Source organism: Chlorogloeopsis sp. ULAP01 (assembly GCF_030381805.1).
GTDB lineage: Bacteria > Cyanobacteriota > Cyanobacteriia > Cyanobacteriales > Nostocaceae > Chlorogloeopsis.
The window spans coordinates 457,390-475,867 of sequence record NZ_JAUDRH010000002.1 but is presented as its reverse complement, the minus strand read 5'-3'; the positions used below and the strand labels follow the sequence as shown (position 1 = coordinate 475,867).

Sequence of the window (18,478 nt, the reverse complement as noted above, 5' to 3'; positions counted from 1 at the left end):
GTTAACAGTTATCAGGGCTATTGATGTTAACTGATAACTGGTAACTGAATACCCAATCTCTCTAACTCAAGCAATCCTTAAGGCTATAAATCACCTGATCTTGCTCTTCAAGAGAAAGTTCGGGGAACATGGGCAAGGAAAGAACCTCTTGTGAGGCTTGTTCTGCTATTGACAATTGTCCTGTTTGATATCCCAGGCTTGTATATACAGGCTGTAAATGCAAAGGACGAGGATAGTAAATCATTGTATTTACACCTCGTTCTTGGAGTTGAGAGCGTACCAAGTCACGTTTATCGTTCAGGACGCGAATTGTATACTGGTTCCAAACTCCTTCACCTCCAGCTAATTCCTGGGGTGCAATAATACCAGGAACTTGATTGATAAATTGATGATAGCGAGACGCGATCGCCTGTCGTTGCTGATTCCAAATATCCAGATAACGTAGTTTTATTTGTAGAATAGCCGCTTGGATTGCATCCAAACGGCTATTTATACCAATATCTTCATATATATAACGAGTTTTTTGACCATGCTCTTTGAGTATCCGTAACTTGGCAGCTATTTCTGGATCGTTTGTTGTGATCGCTCCACCATCGCCGCAACCACCGAGATTTTTGGTAGGGTAAAAGCTAAAACAACCGATATGTCCTATGCTACCTAACTTTTGCTGATCCCAGCTTGCTCCTGTTGATTGGGCGCAATCTTCAATGACGACAAGATTGTGAGCTTGAGCTATACCCATCAATACAGTCATATCCACAGGTTGTCCGAATAGATGAACTGGGATAATTGCCTTAGTATTAGGTGTAATTGCTGCGGCTACTTGCTGTAAATCCAAATTAAATGTAGTGGCATCAATATCAACAAATACAGGTTTTGCACCTACTGCACTAATGACTTCAGATGTAGCGATAAAAGTGAAAGGCGTTGTAATAACTTCATCACCCTTACCAATGTTAAAAGCTCTGAGTGCTAAATATAGTGCGTCAGTACCAGAATTACAGGCGACACATTCACTCACACCAGTATAAGCAGCAAACTTTTGTTCAAAGCCCTCTACTACTGAACCACCAATATAACGACCCGAAGCCAGAACATCCAATACAGCTGCACTCACTTCTGCTTCAATCGTGGTGTATTGCTGTTTAATATCAAACGCAGGAATGGAAATTTCACTTTTAATCATGAGTTCGTGATTTTATGTCAAAATAGAAGCCTATGCTGGATATTTGCTGATTGACTGTGAATCAAATAGCTACTGCTAAATGTTCTAATAGACTACCTCAAGAGTTTTACTACTGCTACTAGCAGAGTGGCAGAATTTACACCATCACATATCTGTCTTGAAAATAGGAGACAGGCTACAGGGGACAGGGTATAGGGTATAGGGAAAGAGATTTTTATGCTTGATGATGAAAAATTTTTCATTGGAAGTGTCTTGAAAAATTTGTCATAAATGATTTAGAAGCTCAGTGAAATTTTGCATTCTGATTCTTGGTAGGCTATTAATAACTGGCTAAAAGATAATCTCAACAAAAGAGCCAATATCTATGATTAAATTTTCTAGGATACTGGCAATTTCCACAAAAAATAGTTAGTTAGTAGGGGCGTATTTTGTTGATAATCTTTCCGTTTCAACTGATAATTTATCTTCTCAGCCCGCCCGTACAGTAGTTAGTAGTTAATCAAAAACTACTACCAAAATAATAACTAACAAAGTAAAAGATTTATGCAGAAACTAATTAATCTGGATTTTGTTGATTTGGTTAGTGCTACCGCATTAATAGTTATAACGATTGGTTTATCGGCTTGGGAAAGAATCGGACTAGAACTTAACTTAGTTTTGGCTGCTGGCAGAACCATCCTACAATTAGCAGTATTGGGATACGTTTTAGATTTCATCTTTGCTTTTGACAATGTCTGGGGTATTTTGGTGTTTCTAGGTGTATTGCTAACGATTACAGCTATCGTCGCACGAAATCGCATCACTCAAAAAATACCGCAAGTTTTACCTTTAGTGTGGGGTTCAATTTTAGTCAGTACAGTTTTAACGGTGGTTTACACCAATCTTGTAATTGTGCAACCAAATAGATGGTACGAACCACAGTATCTAATTCCCCTGGCTGGAATAGTCTTGGGTAATGCGATGAATGCAGCAGCGATCGCCGGAGAAAGGTTTGTCAGTGCTATGAATAATAACCAGGTAGAAATCGAAACTCATTTGAGTTTGGGTGCCACTCCAGAGCTTGCAGTGGCACGGTATCGTCAAGAGGCTATTCGCGCTGGCTTAATTCCCACGCTCAATCAAATGGCAATCATTGGCATGGTTACTATACCAGGGTTTGTCGCCGGACAACTGTTGAGTGAGGTAAGTGCTCTTGATGCCGTATCCTACCAAATTTTGTTTATGTTTGCGATCGCTTTTGCTAACTTGCTGACAATCATTTTATTAACAAAGGGACTGAGCCGTTTATTTTTTAACTCCGCCGCCCAGTTAATTAGATAGGGTTTTTCCACTTAACCTCCTGGCATATGGCTGTGAATTTGATTACCTTGGGCATCAAAGACAATCACTGCCAATTTTGCGTTATCACCAATTACCTCTAGAGCTTGCTGTAAACTTTGTAAGTGACTTGTAACAGTGGCAACATTATTTTGATCCCTTTGATTCAAGCTGATATTTAGTGCTTGTTCATATTCTGGAGTAATGCGGACAAGGATTTCTCGCTCTGTGACGCTAAAGGAACAGACTCGAATTTCGCCACCACAGGTTTTTTCTAAGTCGGCGCGGATCTGCTGTAAAAAGTTGGCAGCTTCGAGTTTTTCTTCTGCTTGGCTAAGGGAGTTTGAATAAGGTTCGATTAAACTTTGAGCTTGGTTGTAGTACAAACTATCTTGATTGATTTGCTTGACGATAGTTAAAGCCTGCTTCCAATGAGATACAGCCGCCTGCCATTGATTTTGTTTCTCGTTTTGTTTAGCGATTTTGGCAGCGTTAACGGCTTGCTGATAACTTTTGGCTGTTAATAGTTGTTTAGTGGCACGATCGCGTGCAGTTGCTAGTTTGGGTTTATATTCTACTAAAAGTTTTTGTGCTTCTGGATGTATAGAGCTAGATTGGGGAATGGAACTTAATATGTTAACTGCCATCTGCCAATTAGCTTGGACTTTTTGCAATTCTAATAACGATTTGGCTGTAGATTCCCGTTGTATTGTGGCGTAAGCTGTATCTTTTGCAGTTGCTAGTTGTTTGAGCCATTTTTCTTCCACAAGCAATTGCTGGTTCAGTGCTTGCAGTTTGGTGCGATAAACCGCTAATTTTGGTTGTACTAAGCTATATAGTTCATTATTGCCATTAATAGCCTCTAATGGCGCGATCGCCTGCCGCCATTGCTGCTGTCTAGTTCTTAATTCTTCAATACTTTTGGCTGGGGCTTGATTTTTTTGTATCGCAAATGAACCATTCTCAAAAGCCTTGACAACTTGAGTAATCATTTCTGAATGTGTAGATAGATTTGCTGCCAGTGTTTCTGCTTGTTGATGACGTGGCGACCAACTAGGAATAACCTCTAATTGTACACTTGCTGTCAAAAGTTGCTGTTGAATATTTGTCAATTCTTGCTCAGATTTAACGCTGCGGATTAATTGGCGCAATGAGTTTTGTAAATTTTGTGCAGTTTGTATTTCTTTACATTCAGAGATCACACAAGGGCGAGTCAACAAGTAAGCTCCCCCACCGAAACCTGCAATAGCGATCGCAAATACGCCTAACACAATAGTTTGGATTTGTCTTCTCTGTTTGAGCTTTGTATAGGAGGAAAAATCGGGCGCACCTGCCATTGGATCAAATTGCTCCTCCTGTTGTTGATCAACATCATCAACAGGAATATCTGTGATTGGAGGAAATTGCAGTTGTGTTGGCTTGGAATCAGGAGTACTGGAGAGTAACAACTGTTGATTTGGGTGGGAGTTGGAAGTAGAAATTGCTGGAGAACTTTCCATCTCATCTTTTTCTTGCAATATTTCTATTACTTCTACTTGTTCACTCGTAGATTCTTCTCTAATTTCCTGTGGATTAGCATTACTCCATATTAAGGAACGTTTCGTGTAAGGTAATTTCACTCCAGCTACTCTCAAAAAGAGTTCTACCTGCTGCTCCCGGTGGGTTGGTAGTGAATATAGTGCCTCCTCAAGCACCGCAAAAACAATTTCAGTATCAGGTGTTACAGCGTCTGGATGTTGAACCAAAATCAAGATCTGATCGTTTTTGACTGCACACTTTACTTGGAAGAAGTCACCAGAGGGAATTTCTGCCCGCAGCTGTTCTTGCAAAATTTGCGCTATAAATTGTAAATCTTCCTGTAGGACTGCTACTGTCATAAAACTACCCTGTTGATTTATATAGTTTGAATTTCTTTAAGTTTGTTAGAGCAGCTATTTTGATTTTTTTGAATGTAAAAATACAATTCAATCAACCATTGCTTATACCATTTCACTTTTTGAGTGATTCATATTCAACCCCTCCCAACCTCCCCTTAGTAAGGGGAGGTGCCGTAGGCGGTGGGGTACATCCATATCAGCCTTTTCGTGAAATAGTATTACAATGCAAATGACCAAATTTTTAACACACTTTTTGAGATTTCATCAAAAGCCAAAAGAGAAGTAAAAATATTTCTGCGAAGATTATTAAATATGACTAATTATTAACTGCAACGAACTTTTAAAATCAGCCCACAGGCTTTGTACGTGTAGCGACATCCTTAAGGGTGTCGGCTTTCTGCACCAGAAAAATCTGTATTCCCAAGTTTGGCACCTTCAAAATTAGCATTTGTCAAGTCAGCACCGCGAAAAGATGTCGCAAAAGAGCTTGTCATATCTTTAAAAGACTGCTTTAGGGAAATTATTAACAGCGCGATCGCTCCTAAAGCCATAACACTCCAAAACAATCCCCAAACAAAGTTTTGAGTGCTAAGGTAAGCGCTCGCTACCCCCACAAGTAAAAAAGTAAATCCGTATGCCGCTACTGCACCTGCAACTCCAATGCCAACAGCTACTAATCCTTTAGTAGAGTAAAAACCCACAATAGCCATTACTATCGCAACAAAAACCAACGTCATAACCGCACTTTGTGGATTCTTCAGCGTTGCAGCATTTCCGTGCAAATAAAATAAAACCAGTAATGCTGCTGATGTTGCCCCCGAAACTGCTGTAGCAATGCACTTGATGATATATCTGTTGTGAGTCATGCCTCTAATTGCCGAACTCACTCCTGCCAAATGTAAACTGAAGAACAAAGCCAGAGTATAAATCCAAGCTGGTTCGTCTGGAGTAACACCAACAGCACTAAAAATCAGTTGGCTAATAGCGTGAAATGTTGCGATCGCCACAAGCACTGCAACAGATGCTATAAAAATTAAATGCCCAAAAGTTTGACCAGCCTTAACTTGTTTGAAATTAGCTCCCTGCAATAAGGCATAACTAAAATCACAACCTCGAATATCTGAACCGCTAAAATCTGCACCAATCAAGTTTTGTCCCCGAAACGAACGATTTCGCAAATTTTGATGAGCAAAATTGAGAGGACTTTGATTTTTCATGATCAATCAAGTTAGTTCTCAGTGACATGGACGCAGAAATATCAGCTCTAGAATAAAAGGGCGATAAATACAAAGCCATAAATCAACACCAAAATCTGGATCACGGATGAGACGGATTTAAGGATGACACGGATGCAAAATCTGTATCATTTTAATAATCCGTGAAAAACAGTGATCAAGGCAATGAATAGCCTAAAATATGCCGAAATCACCCAAAAAGTTATCGGAGCTTCCTTTGAAGTCCATAAATTTTTAGGTAACGGCTTCCAAGAAGTCATCTACCAACGTGCCTTAGCCTACGAGATGCGTCAAGCAAAACTAGAATTTGCCCGCGAAATAGAACAACATATTTACTATAAAAACTTACCCAAACCTATCGGTACACGTAGAGCCGACTTTGTAGTTGAAAACAAAATTCTTGTAGAACTAAAAGCTGTCATTCAACTAGAAGATGTCCACTTAGCCCAAGCCCTCAACTATTTAAAAGCCTATAGATTAGAAGTTGGATTACTGATAAACTTTGGTAGCAAAAGCCTAACTTTCAAAAGGCTTGTAATGTAGAACACTGATGAGACAGGTTAAAAAATAACACCAAAAAACTTGCACAGCAGAGAAAGAATCTCATCAATAACTCATTTACTTCACTATCTACCCTATTTTCTTATCCGTGTCATCTAGTAATCCGTATCAATCTGCGATCCAGACAATGGGGAAAATGTGATGAACCAAGTCAATAAACACCCCACATCCTGCAACCCATGAAACAATATTTGTTAAGTGCTGGTACGAGCCTACTATTGTTACCATTGATACTATATAGTTCATTGCACTTCTTACGCCCACCCCAGACTGAGAAGGAGCAAGTATTGTTTCGTGGCATTGTCTATAAGCGCTATGCGCGTTTTACACCACGTCCCATAATTATCCATATTGTCAGTGTTGACTTAACTGTACCAGGAGTGAAACCTTTGGTTACTCCCGGAATGCCACTTGGCAGTGATAGAGAAACTAGCGCCAGCACAACTTCAGAATTTTTGCGTGAATTTAAACTCCAATTGGCAGTTAATGGTAGCTACTTCCATCATTTTGAGGAAAAAGCTCCTTGGCATTACTATCCTCGCAGTGGTGATCCTTCTCATCCTCTGGGTGAAGTTATCTCTAATGGATATCGCTATTCTAAAACAGAGGGTGGCTGGCGAGTTTTGTGTTTTTCTCAAAGCAACCGCGCCCAAATTTTCGATAGTGGCAAGTGTCCCATGGATACAATCCAAGCTATTGCAGGTAGTAAAATTTTGATTGAGCGCGGTAAGCCGAAAGTCAAGTTTCTCCAAGACTCCAATGACAAACCCTATCCGCGTATGGCTGTAGCTATAGATAAAGAAGGTAAAAAACTCTGGCTAATTACCGTTGATGGCAAACAGCCCCTTTACAGTGAAGGAGTAAAGATAAGCGAATTGACTGATATTGTTATGGATCTAGGTGCATATACAGCACTCAACCTAGATGGCGGTGGTTCGACTACGCTAGTGATGGCAACCAGGCAGGGAGCAAAAGTGTTAAATGCTCCAATACATACTAAATTACCTATGCGCGAGCGTCCAGTTGCTAATCATTTGGGTTTTTATGCTAATCCTCTGGATGGAGGAAACAAGGGAAAGTGAAGCTTCAAGAAGGGTTGAAGAGAACTCAGCATATCAAAGGTACAGTCAGTATCTTTTGTGACAACTGAGTTATTGCCTGATAAAAATTTTGCTTGTATAGAAAAAGTAATTTGTATTGAGCTAGCTAAATCATTATTACAAACCCTTCTGGGCAGCTGTCTTAGTATTGACCAACAGTTTAGACTAGAACCACAGGGTAAAAATTAAAGGAAATTATGATGAGCGATCGCGACTACACTCTAATCATCGATAAAAGCGGTAGTATGTCCACTCCCGACCAAGTGGGTGGTAAAAGTAGATGGGAGATTGCTCAAGAGTCTACTCTTGCCCTAGCAAGAAAATGTGAACAATTTGACCCTGATGGTATTACTATCTACGTATTTTCTGGTAGATTCAAACGCTACGATGATGTAACTTCAGCTAAAGTAGAACAAATATTTCGCGAAAATGATCCTGCTGGCACAACAAATTTGGCAGGTGTACTGCAAGATGCTACTAATAATTACTTCCAACGCAAAGCTGCTGGTAAAACTAAGCCAAATGGCGAAACAATTTTAGTAATTACCGATGGTGAACCTGATGATCGCAAGGCAGTATTTGAAGTCATCATTAATGCAACTCAAAAAATGGAACGTGATGAAGAATTGGGAATTTCACTTATTCAAGTAGGTTCTGATTCTCAAGCAACTAAGTTTCTCAAAGCTTTAGATGACCAAATGCAAAATGTTGGTGCAAAGTTTGATATCTGCGATACGGTAACTCTCGATGATATGGAAGAGATGAGCCTTTCAGAAATATTAATGAATGCGGTAACTGATTAATTTATTTCAGATTTTCAAGGTTTTGTCTCTTGACTCTTGACTCTTGATTGGAGAAATAATCAATGCTGGAAAATCGTGATTATACGCTAATTATCGATAAAAGTGGCAGCATGGCAACACCAGATCAAAAAGGTGGTAGAACCAGATGGATCACATCTCAAGAATCAACCTTTGCATTGGCAAGTAAATGTGAGCAATTAGATCCAGATGGGATTACTGTGTACGTTTTCTCTGGTAGATTCAAGCGCTATGAAAATGTGACATCAAGTAAAGTTTCACAAATTTTCCAAGAAAATGATCCTGCTGGTAGCACAGATTTGGCTGGAGTATTGAAACATGCAACTGATAGCTATTTTGAACGTAAAGCTGCTGGTCAAACTAAGCCAAATGGTGAAACTATATTAGTCGTTACTGATGGTGAGCCAGATGACCGTAAAGCAGTCATGAAAGTGATAATTGAAGCTTCTCGCCGTATGGAGCGTGATGAAGAGTTAGCTATTTCTTTTATTCAAGTTGGTACAGATCAACAAGCTACTCGCTTTTTGAAAGTATTAGACGATGAGCTACAAGGTGCTGGTGCAAAATTTGATATTTGTGACACCGTAACTATGGAAGATATGGAAGACATGAGTTTATCAGAAGTATTACTCAATGCAATTAATGATTAACTTTTCTTTTAAGAAACAAGGCAGAAGGCAGAGGAGCCACTGCGTTGGGCGGGTTTCCCGCCATAAAGGAGCGTAAGCGCCCTTGCAGGTTCGCCGCGTCGAGTGCGACTGGCGTCAAGTGGCGTGGCAGAAGTAAAGAGGATTTGAGATGGTACACCGCCTGTGGTGTGGCTCCTAATAAATTCAATTTCAAATAAAATTTGAACTTCAATTGTCACTATCACTTGACCAAATTGAGGAGGAATATTGGATTTATAATAATTTTGAGGATTTAATATGGATTCAATTGATAAGTTGTTAGCTGAACTGAAAGCTGAATATCAAGAAAGTAAACACGAACAGCAACATTTAAAGCCATCTCCAAGCACACAGTACACTCAATCGCCTCGAAAATCATCATCTTCGATAGATAATTTGTTGGCACAAGTCAAAGCTGATTTTCAGGAACGGGAGCAAGCTGACGAGTTAAGCAAACAGCAACAGCTAGAGCAGGAAAAGTTTCAGCAAGAACAAATTCAAGCAAAGCAATTGCAAGCTTTAAGAGAATTTGCTCAAGATTGGTTAGCAAAATTAGATCCATTCTCGCCAGAAGGGCTCTGGTTTGAAAGGTTTGCCGAGAGATATTCCTCAAAATTAGAGGCAGCAATAGACTACCTGAAAGATAACGAATTAATTCAGTAAAAGGCAGCAGGAAAGAAGGCTGAAGGACACGGAGATAAGGATCACGAATCACGATTACCCTTGTCTACCCACGCTAGTTGACGCCAGTCACCATAACGCACTTAACCCGCTTACGCTCCTTTATGCCAGAAACCCTTACTTTCGCTGAATTGCTACCAATGGATACGCCGCTCTGCGTCTACTCGTCTACACCAGTCATATATGCTCGTGTTGCCCTTTTTGATGTTCCGTTAGTCGCAAAGCGACACGCTTACGCCATCAGCGCAGCCATGCCCGCAGAACTTTACGCTAACGGCAGTAGACACCTAGACAGACGTAGTTGGGCTTTCCGTGGGGTAAGTAGCCGCTCCGACTTCTCTTTGCAGTGCTGGTTCACCACCGTACTAGCTCCTCCTCTTCAAGCTTTCCTAATCCCTAATCCCTCATTTTTTGCTTATGAGTTTTGAAGATCTCCCTAATCTCTGGGTTCCCTTGGTACTTCTGGGCTTAATTATCATTGCTGCTGTTTTTTTTATTCGCAGTTAGTGATATAGCATTTTTATATCCAAAAATCTATAGCTTTCTTCAGAGTGGCAATTATTCCCTAACCATTAGCCTCTAGTGCTTATTTTCAGATGAGGTATGGAAACTTTTCGGATTCAGCTTGCGATCGCAGAAAGTTAGTAAAAGCCCGATCGCAAATTTAGGAAGCGTGAACTTAATAACACATCTCCAAAACTTTTAAGTATTAATGGCTAATAAATCATGACTAATGATTAATTTCTCCTGTTGAGGGGTACAATAAATGCCGATTGTCTTCCAAAGTTTTAAAGCTTCATGATCTCCAGTAACGACTTTCGACCTGGTGTCTCAATTGTTTTAGATGGATCTGTATGGCGGGTAGTGGAATTCCTCCACGTCAAGCCAGGCAAAGGTTCCGCCTTTGTGCGGACAAAATTGAAAAATGTTCAGAGTGGGAGCGTAGTAGAAAGAACGTTCCGAGCCGGGGAAACTGTACCGCAAGCTACTCTAGAAAAAAGCACGATGCAGCATACCTATAAAGAGGGTGATGAATACGTCTTTATGGATATGGAAACCTACGAAGAAGGTAGATTGAGTGCAGCCCAGATTGGCGATCGCGTTAAATATCTTAAAGAAGGTATGGAAGCTAACGTCGTTCGTTGGGGCGATCAAGTACTAGAAGTAGAACTGCCTAACTCTGTGGTGTTAGAAGTAGTACAGACAGATCCTGGCGTCAAAGGCGATACTGCAACAGGAGGCAGTAAACCTGCAACCCTAGAAACTGGTGCTATTGTGATGGTTCCTCTGTTTATCACCCAGGGAGAACGTATTCGCATTGATACTCGTAACGATTCGTACTTGGGCAGGGAATAAGTTGTAACTCAGCAAAGATGGAAATCCTGATTTCCATCGCTAACGGGGATTTAACTCCCTGCCCCGTGTAATATATTAAACACTGCCCATAATTTTATCTACTACCTGTATTGTAATTATGAGGTTATAAAAGCTGTGCCATTAGACTTTAATGAAATTCGTCAGTTATTGACGACTATTGCACAAACTGACATTACAGAAGTAACGCTCAAAAGCGATGATTTTGAAATCACAGTACGTAAAGCTGCGATCGCCACTACAGGTGTTGGAGTAAGTACAGGATTGTCGTCTGTTTCGCCAATTGCACCCTCAACAACAGCGCCTCCAACCACAGAAGTAAGTCGTACCTACGAACCACCTACCAGCACAAGCACACCGCCGTCAGCCGCCCCATCACCGATTGAGCAAAAAAAATATCTAGAAGTCACTTCACCGATGGTGGGAACTTTTTACCGTGCCTCTGCTCCTGGTGAAGCACCGTTTGTAGAAGTAGGCGATCGCATCCGTAGCGGACAAACAGTGTGCATCATTGAAGCTATGAAGCTGATGAATGAAATCGAAGCTGAAGTATCCGGGCAAATCATTGAAATTCTCGTTCAAAATGGCGAACCTGTAGAATATGGTCAGCCTCTAATGCGAATTAATCCAGATTAAGTATTAATCTATATAAGGAATATCCGATTGTTAAAATTTTTCTGTTCATTTGTTCCGGGACAATCCTGATGAAACAAACGTTGCCTGTACCAACAGAAGTTGTACAACAAGTGGCTGAATATTTCGGCTTGTTGAGTGAGCCAATGCGCCTGCGGTTGTTACATTTATTGCGGGATGAAGAAAAATGCGTACAAGAATTGGTAGAGGCAACCCAAACGTCTCAGGCAAATGTATCAAAGCACCTGAAGGTAATGTGGCAAGCGGGAATTCTCAGCCGCCGCAGTGAGGGAACCTGTGCCTACTATCGGGTGGAAGATGAAATGATTTTTGAATTGTGCAATCGAGTTTGCGATCGCCTTGCCACCAGGTTAGAACAACAAGCCCGTAATTTTCGCGTCTTGAATGGCAAGCCCTAAGTCAGTAGATTAGTCATTAGTCATTAGTCATTAGTGTAAAAACCAAGGACAAATGACAGAGGACTAGTGACTAAAGCTGATAGTCTCGATCAAAACTTTCACGGGTAAGTGGCTGCTCTAACTCCACACCTTCACCACCTAGAACATCCAACTGTCTGCCATTGACATCAATGTAAACCTTGGCATTTGGATTTAAACTCGTAGCGGTGTAAACAACTTGCCCTATGCGACCCATCATAGAGGCGCTGCCACCCCCTTTGCTAAATTCTTCAGATAAATTGACGCGAACACTATCGTTTTCTACATCTACACCTAGCAATTTGGTGCCTGGTGGTATAGTGGTAGAGTTATTTCCCTGTGCAGTTCCTTCTAGCAAGCGTTGAAATGCTGCTTCTAAAAAGCGATCGGGCTGGTTGCGATTTGCTGCTACTTGAATTTGCTGGGGAACCAATTTAAAACTCGCACCAGTATCTTGCAGCCAATAGATTTGGGCTGTTTTTTCATTTCCGACTAGAGATTGAGTTGGCGTATTTGGTTGTTGAGATGGTACTGTCGATGGATTATTAGACGAGACGAACCAAGCTACACCTCCTCCTACTGCCACAATCGTTGCTGAGATAACAGCTATTAAACCTGAGGAAATACGGTTAGATCCTTGTTGTTGATTCATATTAACAACCTTCCTTAAGGCTCTTATATAGTATTTATAGAGGAGAAGTCTAGCTAACGACGGCACTCACGAACGGCGAGTTTCCAAGAACTTAGAAGATGGCTCAATCCTTAAAAACGCCGCAATCTCTAATTTTTTTGGCTTCATATCTAATTTTAGAATCCGTACCTGGAGTCCGTCACCTTCCAAGTTACGTAGATCCAATCTTTGATTAATGTTATTAACAACATTATTCAAAAATTGAGGCGGAAATTCCTCTCCATCAACTAACACAACTGGGTTAATCAGTTGAAACTGGCTCCCAGTAACTACACTCAATCCTGATTCCACCTTAATGGCTAGCTTTTTTTCCTGGTTTTCCTCCTGTAATTCTACTTGGAAAATCAGACGATTATTGGCTAAAATTTCTACCCTGGGATTGATAAAATTGTAGACTGGGGATGAATCAGATTCTGAAGAACCTCCTATATTAAACTTCTGTAGTCGGCTCAGAAATTCCGGTGACTGTAAAAGTTTGTTGATGTCTTCTTGATTTAAAACTAAACGCACACCAGCTTGTAAAGGTCGTTTAATTTTAGGTAGTTTTTGCCTAAAACTACTTGGATCTAATTCAATTTCATCAGTTTCCAATTCTAAAACAGCAATGCGGATATTCTGTTGTTTTAATTGCAAAGAACGTCCTGCAATTCGTATACTTTCTACTTTACCTTGTAGTAATTGATGGGTAGGAGCATTATCAACTCGCACTTGTAGTTGTTCTACTGTAGCTAGTTGTGAACGGATAACATTTTCAGCAGTGCTGTCAATTACCAGCCCCAAAGGAACTATTAAACCCAGCAAGCCTGATACGAGGATTGTCAGCAATTCCATACGTTTTGGGAATTAGAGTTAAGAAGGCAGGAGGCAGATGGTGAGGCTGCCTCCTGCCCTGCCTTTCTTTAATTTTTAGCCTCTATTGCTTGGATAATCCATTGCTTAATAGTAGACACTACTTCTGTAATTGGAATTTCTTGAGAATTATGGGTAGCGCGTTCAACTACTTCGACTTTGCCATTAGCGATCGCTCTCCCAGTGACAATCCTGTAAGGTATGCCGATTAAGTCAGCATCTTTAAATTTAACTCCCGCTCGTTCATTGCGGTCATCGAGTAGAGTTTCAATTCTGGCTTGATTTAATTCTGTGTAAAGTTTTTCGGCAATTTCTACTTGTTGAGCGTCGTTAATATTTGGAATTGTCACAATAGCATGATAAGGCGCGATCGCAACAGGCCAAATAATTCCATCTTTATCGTAGGATTGCTCTACTGCTGCTTGTGCCAGTCGGGAAACTCCCACACCATAACAACCCATGACTAGCGGTTTTTCTTCACCCTGTTCGTTGGTATAATTTGCTGCCATTACTTGGGAATATTCTGTCCCTAATTGGAAAATGTGACCAACTTCAATGCCGCGAGCGCTTTTTAAAGTTTGTTCTGGATTGTGGATTGCGCGATCGCCTGGTCTAGCTTTACGCACATCTACGATATCATCTGGTAGTTTAAATTGCTCGCCCCAGTTAGCACCAACTACGTGATAACCAGATTCATTTGAGCCTGTCACAAAGTTCTTTAAATCAGTTGCAGTTTTATCTACCAAGCGCAAAAACTTAGGCGCAATATCCTTGGCAGACTGAATATAATCATCTGCAACATCAGGGGCAATATAACCTAAAGGCAAGGGTTTAGCCGCCCATTTCTTCTGCGTATCTACATCTGGCACTGCTAACTTCAAAACTGTCTTCGCACCGTATTGGGAAGCCAACTTTGTCAATTCATTCTGTAACTTGACTTCATTAACTTCCTGATCCCCTCGGATACTCACCAATACCAAAACCGTAGTGGCATGATCATAAAGTGCCTGGTAGAGAACATTCTTAACTATTTGAGTCGGAGAACACTTCAAGAAAGCACAGAGTTTTTCAATTGTCTCTGTTCCCGGAGTTTCCCGTTTTTCATAACTTGTAAACGTTGAGGGTTCAGCATCCGCCGTTAAAGACACAGCTTTTTCCACATTGGCTGCATATTGTCCATCTTCGGTGTAGAGAACTTCATCTTCACCAGCTTCCGCCAACACCATAAATTCTGTAGAACCAGAACCACCAATAGCACCAGAATCTGCTTCTACAGCACGAAAAGCCAAACCAGAGCGCCGCAGCATATTACTGTAGGCTTGGTACATATCCTGATAAGTTTTTTTTAGGCTTTCTTCGTCTTCGTGGAACGAGTAGCCATCCTTCATGATAAATTCTCGTCCGCGCATCAATCCAAAGCGGGGACGAATTTCATCGCGGAACTTAGTTTGAATTTGATACAGATGTAGTGGTAGCTGACGGTAAGAGCGGATCAGATCACGAGCGATCGTTGTGATTACTTCCTCGTGAGTTGGCCCCAATGCTAATTCTTGCTCGCGCCGATCTACAAGGGCAAACATGATACCTTCTGCTTGAGTGTAAGTATCCCATCTGCCAGATTCACGCCATAGCTCGGCAGGTTGTAATTGGGGTAAGAGACACTCTTGCGCGCCCGTAGCATTCATCTCTTCCCTTACTATTTGGGAGACTTTTTGCAATACCCGCCACATCAGCGGGAGATAAGCATATATACCACTACCGATGCGACGAATATAACCTGCGCGGAGTAATAATTTATGACTGGGAATTTCTGCATCAGCAGGATCATCCCGGAGCGTAACAAATAACATTTGTGACAGTCGCATCGTTTGTCCCCTTTCCAGTTTCGCTAATCTCGAACTCAGTTAAAGTCTATATGAAGGTTGAAGTATGAAATAGGTATCAATAAAAACTTAAAATCCAGAATACCCTACGGGAAGCCGCCCGGAGGGCGTCTACAGAATTCAGAATATTCTGACTCTCGACTACTGTTTCCTTCATCCTTTTGAGGGCAGCCGCACCAGCGGTGTACCACCCGCTACAAATGAAACAAACAAATCAAATCCTCTTCCTTCTGCCTCCTGCCCTCTGCCTTCTGCCTTCTGCCTTATTTCTTAAGAGGAAACCACCTTGCCCGAAATAATTCATCAAGCACAGCCACCCCTGGAATTTATCCCGCCAGCATTCAAGCCTTGGTTTTTAGAAGCCGTTCATCTGTTGCTACCCACTTGGTTACGCTGGAAATCAGCAATTAGCCAAATTGAAGCAGATGACGTAGAAGTTTTGGTGGATCTCTATCGTCAATTTCAGGAGGGAAAGATCCGCTTTTTGATAGCATTTCGTCATCCTAAAACACAAGATCCATTTTGCCTGGGCTACTTGTTTTCCCAAATCGTGCCAAAGGTAGCACGACAGATGGGAGTATCCCTACAGCGCCCAATTCATGCCCATTTTATCTACGATCGCGGTATTCCTTTGTGGGCTGGCTCACATATTGGCTGGATCGCTTCTAGCCTGGGTGGCACGCCAATCCAACGCGGTAAGGCTGATTGGACGGGTTTGCGTTCAGCTCGTGATTTGTTTGCCAATGGGCGTTTCCCAATGGCAGCAGCGCCAGAAGGAGCCACAAATGGACTTTCGGAGCTAGTCAACCCACTCGAACCCGGAATCGCACAATTGGGCTTTTGGTGCGCTGAAGACTTGCAAAAAGCCGGACGAGATCAACAGGTACTCATTGTACCAATTAGCATCCAATACAGTTACATCGAAGCGCCTTGGAATGCGATCGCCAAACTGTTAAGTGAATTAGAAGCAGCTAGCGGTTTACCTGTCGATGCAAAAGCATACAACAATATTTCTCCAATAGAGTCGCTCTATCCTCGCCTGTTGCGGTTATCTGAACGCTTGCTATCTTTGATGGAACAATTTTACACGCGGTTCTACCATCAAAAACTGCCAGAAGTAAAAAATCAAACCGAAGATGCGAACGAGGTAATAGCCGCTCGTCTGTATGTGCTTTTAGATGTAGTTTTACAAGTAGCAGAGCAGTATTTTGATTTACAACCAAAAGGAAACTTTAGCGATCGCTGTCGGCGTGTCGAACAGGCTGGTTGGAATTATATTTTTAGAGAAGAATACAAAGATATCAAAGCACTATCACCATTAGAAAAAGCATTAGGCGATCGTGTTGCCGAAGAAGCCAATTTACGGATGTGGCATATGCGTTTAGTAGAAAGTTTTGTTGCTGTGACAGGCAAGTACGTGCGCGAAAAACCCACAGCAGAAAGATTTGCTGAGACAACTTCACTCATCCGAGATATGGTGACTCGGATTAAAGGCGGTAATCCATTTAAATCTCCGCCACTAGGTAAGCAACGGGCGAAAATTACTATAGGTGAGCCACTATCTGTTTCAGAAAGGTATCCGGTTTATAAAGGCAGTCGCCAAGGTGCCAGACAAGCTGTTGCCGACTTAACGAAAGATTTGCAGATGGCAATGGAAAGTTTAGTTGTGAAGGGAGAGTGAAAAGGAGCGATCGCTCAACATTCTAGACTCAGCATCAGAGAGTTTCTACACCTGAACAAATGATTTAGCACCGCTATACTCTATACCAGCAAATATGTATTTGACTAAAATTTGCATCAATTAATCTTTTGAATAATTGGATTAATCTTATTAATGTTGTATTATTTACTACACATATCTCCAGAGGTTTTTCTCTTTTCACTTCCACATATTTGGTACAAACATTACCAAGTTGGTCTGCATTGAGGCTAATAATTTTTCTATTTCCTAATAAGGATTCAATTGCTAACCCAATATGCTCAACAACAATTTTTAGTTGTTGCATATCTTCTTCAGTGAATTGGCGGGAGCGAAAAGTACCAACATGGAGAACGCCGTTGGCTTGGTATTTCAGCACCAATGGAACACCAAGCATTGAGCGGATTCCCTTGTTACGCAGAATCGGACTTACTACCTCTATTTTTGACAAGTCATCTACAATCATATACTTACCCTCAGCGGCGATTTTACCAGCAAAACCACAACTGAGAGGTATTCGAATATCTTCTAAAATTTCTTCTTCTAGCCCAATGGTGGCACATACAGCCAATTGCTGTCCATCAGATGTTGGCAAAAGAACTGTAACAGTGTCTACATCTATTAATATACGTATTTTTTCTAGCAATACACGCAGCAGATTTCCAAAAATCAAATCAATAGATACCGTGTTGTTAATACCAACGTGCTGGTAGTTTATCTGAGCAAATTGCTTCAGCTTGGTTAGTTCTGCACTCAGTAAAATGGAAAGATGAGTGCTATCTCTATAGATGTATTCCTGTTCTAGTTCCTTGCTATTATGACTTTTGACCATCACATCAAATAAACGCAAACCGTGATTACTGATAATCCTCAGTTTTCTGGCTTGAGTCTGGTTACTGTCACACTGAACTATGGCACGGAACAAGCAGCTAGTATTTTCTCCAATATAGCTTGCAAACTTCCGGAGTTCCTCTTCACTCATCTCAAGTACAATACAATTTGACGTGCTCTCACAGGTTTTCTCCTGATTGCGATTCTCCAAAATTGTTGTTAAGTGAGCTTGCATACACTTAGACTCATTTTCGTTGAGGGTGATGCAGTTAAGCCTATGAAGCAAGCGGCTTTGTTCAGAAAGCTCAGAAAGTGGAGTTGTTGATTTAGAGTAGTTATCTTGGTACTGATTTTTGTTTTGAAATAACAAACGGCGCAAGCTGAGAAGAAATTTATAAATAACCATTGCTAATCTATTTGAATTTGTTTCAAATTCTTAATTAAATAATTATGGTCTTTCTAAAGAATAGAAAGGTATCGTAATCAATAATACTTACTATATTTTTTAGATTTATTTAATATTAAAATATTTATTTTTATACCAGTTACTGTTACATCTGCACGCATCTATCCTATGGCAGGAATTTACTGATCATCCAAACTCAAATAAATATCCTGCGAATTGCGTTACTTTG

The 18,478-nt window shown here is 41.0% G+C and carries 19 protein-coding genes; 11 read left to right on the top strand and 8 right to left on the bottom strand.

Annotated elements, in window-relative coordinates; all coding sequences use genetic code 11:
• Positions 1-61: 61 nt before the first annotated feature.
• Positions 62-1,186: a DegT/DnrJ/EryC1/StrS family aminotransferase gene (locus QUB80_RS05730; RefSeq protein WP_289788520.1), complete on the bottom strand. Its 1,125-nt coding sequence runs from the start codon at positions 1,184-1,186 to the stop codon at positions 62-64.
• 543 nt (positions 1,187-1,729) lie between these two features.
• On the opposite strand from QUB80_RS05730, the gene QUB80_RS05725 reads away from it, so the two are divergent.
• A complete protein-coding gene (locus QUB80_RS05725; protein WP_289788519.1) occupies positions 1,730-2,506 on the top strand; it encodes an ABC transporter permease in 777 nt (258 codons plus the stop codon).
• Between the two features lie 11 nt (positions 2,507-2,517).
• Here the strand turns inward: QUB80_RS05725 and QUB80_RS05720 are convergent, their stop codons facing one another.
• Positions 2,518-4,380 (bottom strand): sbcc family protein, encoded by a 1,863-nt coding sequence (locus QUB80_RS05720; RefSeq protein WP_289788518.1) that lies wholly within the window; start codon positions 4,378-4,380, stop codon positions 2,518-2,520.
• A 380-nt stretch (positions 4,381-4,760) separates the two neighbouring features.
• On the bottom strand, positions 4,761-5,597 hold the full coding sequence (locus QUB80_RS05715; RefSeq protein WP_289788517.1) for a pentapeptide repeat-containing protein: 837 nt from the start codon (positions 5,595-5,597) through the stop codon (positions 4,761-4,763).
• Between the two features lie 183 nt (positions 5,598-5,780).
• On the opposite strand from QUB80_RS05715, the gene QUB80_RS05710 reads away from it, so the two are divergent.
• The 4 genes from QUB80_RS05710 (at position 5,781) to QUB80_RS05695 (ending at position 8,747) form a co-directional block, all read left to right on the top strand.
• Entirely contained in the window at positions 5,781-6,158 is a 378-nt protein-coding gene (locus QUB80_RS05710) for a GxxExxY protein (RefSeq protein WP_289788516.1), read from the top strand.
• Positions 6,159-6,355: 197 nt separating this feature from the next.
• Positions 6,356-7,258, top strand: coding sequence for a phosphodiester glycosidase family protein (locus QUB80_RS05705; RefSeq protein WP_289788515.1), 903 nt, complete (start codon positions 6,356-6,358; stop codon positions 7,256-7,258).
• A gap of 215 nt (positions 7,259-7,473) precedes the next feature.
• Positions 7,474-8,079, top strand: coding sequence for a vWA domain-containing protein (locus QUB80_RS05700; protein WP_289788514.1), 606 nt, complete (start codon positions 7,474-7,476; stop codon positions 8,077-8,079).
• 62 nt (positions 8,080-8,141) lie between these two features.
• Complete coding sequence (locus QUB80_RS05695) at positions 8,142-8,747, top strand: vWA domain-containing protein (protein ID WP_289788513.1); 606 nt, start codon at positions 8,142-8,144, stop codon at positions 8,745-8,747.
• An 8-nt stretch (positions 8,748-8,755) separates the two neighbouring features.
• Here the strand turns inward: QUB80_RS05695 and QUB80_RS05690 are convergent, their stop codons facing one another.
• On the bottom strand, positions 8,756-8,965 hold the full coding sequence (locus QUB80_RS05690) for a hypothetical protein (RefSeq protein ID WP_289788512.1): 210 nt from the start codon (positions 8,963-8,965) through the stop codon (positions 8,756-8,758).
• A gap of 58 nt (positions 8,966-9,023) precedes the next feature.
• Between QUB80_RS05690 and QUB80_RS05685 the strand changes: the two genes are divergently transcribed.
• The 5 genes from QUB80_RS05685 to QUB80_RS05665 all read left to right on the top strand — a co-directional run bounded on the left by QUB80_RS05685 (position 9,024) and on the right by QUB80_RS05665 (position 11,872).
• On the top strand, positions 9,024-9,428 hold the full coding sequence (locus QUB80_RS05685; RefSeq protein ID WP_289788511.1) for a salt stress protein, Slr1339 family: 405 nt from the start codon (positions 9,024-9,026) through the stop codon (positions 9,426-9,428).
• A 122-nt stretch (positions 9,429-9,550) separates the two neighbouring features.
• Positions 9,551-9,874 carry a hypothetical protein gene (locus tag QUB80_RS05680; protein ID WP_289788510.1) on the top strand — a complete coding sequence of 108 codons (324 nt, stop codon included), beginning with the start codon at positions 9,551-9,553 and terminating at the stop codon, positions 9,872-9,874.
• Between the two features lie 370 nt (positions 9,875-10,244).
• Entirely contained in the window at positions 10,245-10,802 is a 558-nt protein-coding gene (gene efp / locus QUB80_RS05675; protein WP_289788509.1) for an elongation factor P, read from the top strand.
• 135 nt (positions 10,803-10,937) lie between these two features.
• Positions 10,938-11,456, top strand: coding sequence for an acetyl-CoA carboxylase biotin carboxyl carrier protein (gene accB / locus QUB80_RS05670; protein ID WP_289788508.1), 519 nt, complete (start codon positions 10,938-10,940; stop codon positions 11,454-11,456).
• A gap of 68 nt (positions 11,457-11,524) precedes the next feature.
• A complete protein-coding gene (locus tag QUB80_RS05665) occupies positions 11,525-11,872 on the top strand; it encodes an ArsR/SmtB family transcription factor (protein ID WP_289788507.1) in 348 nt (115 codons plus the stop codon).
• A gap of 70 nt (positions 11,873-11,942) precedes the next feature.
• Here the strand turns inward: QUB80_RS05665 and QUB80_RS05660 are convergent, their stop codons facing one another.
• The 3 genes from QUB80_RS05660 to QUB80_RS05650 form a co-directional block, all read right to left on the bottom strand.
• Positions 11,943-12,542 (bottom strand): GerMN domain-containing protein, encoded by a 600-nt coding sequence (locus QUB80_RS05660; protein ID WP_289788506.1) that lies wholly within the window; start codon positions 12,540-12,542, stop codon positions 11,943-11,945.
• Between the two features lie 66 nt (positions 12,543-12,608).
• Positions 12,609-13,412, bottom strand: a complete 804-nt coding sequence (locus QUB80_RS05655) for an LmeA family phospholipid-binding protein (protein WP_289788505.1) — start codon at positions 13,410-13,412, stop codon at positions 12,609-12,611.
• 68 nt (positions 13,413-13,480) lie between these two features.
• Complete coding sequence (locus QUB80_RS05650; RefSeq protein ID WP_289788504.1) at positions 13,481-15,295, bottom strand: proline--tRNA ligase; 1,815 nt, start codon at positions 15,293-15,295, stop codon at positions 13,481-13,483.
• A gap of 304 nt (positions 15,296-15,599) precedes the next feature.
• On the opposite strand from QUB80_RS05650, the gene QUB80_RS05645 reads away from it, so the two are divergent.
• Positions 15,600-16,994: a 1-acyl-sn-glycerol-3-phosphate acyltransferase gene (locus QUB80_RS05645; RefSeq protein ID WP_289788503.1), complete on the top strand. Its 1,395-nt coding sequence runs from the start codon at positions 15,600-15,602 to the stop codon at positions 16,992-16,994.
• A gap of 73 nt (positions 16,995-17,067) precedes the next feature.
• Here the strand turns inward: QUB80_RS05645 and QUB80_RS05640 are convergent, their stop codons facing one another.
• Positions 17,068-18,249 (bottom strand): GAF domain-containing protein, encoded by a 1,182-nt coding sequence (locus tag QUB80_RS05640; protein ID WP_289788502.1) that lies wholly within the window; start codon positions 18,247-18,249, stop codon positions 17,068-17,070.
• Positions 18,250-18,478: the final 229 nt, after the last annotated feature.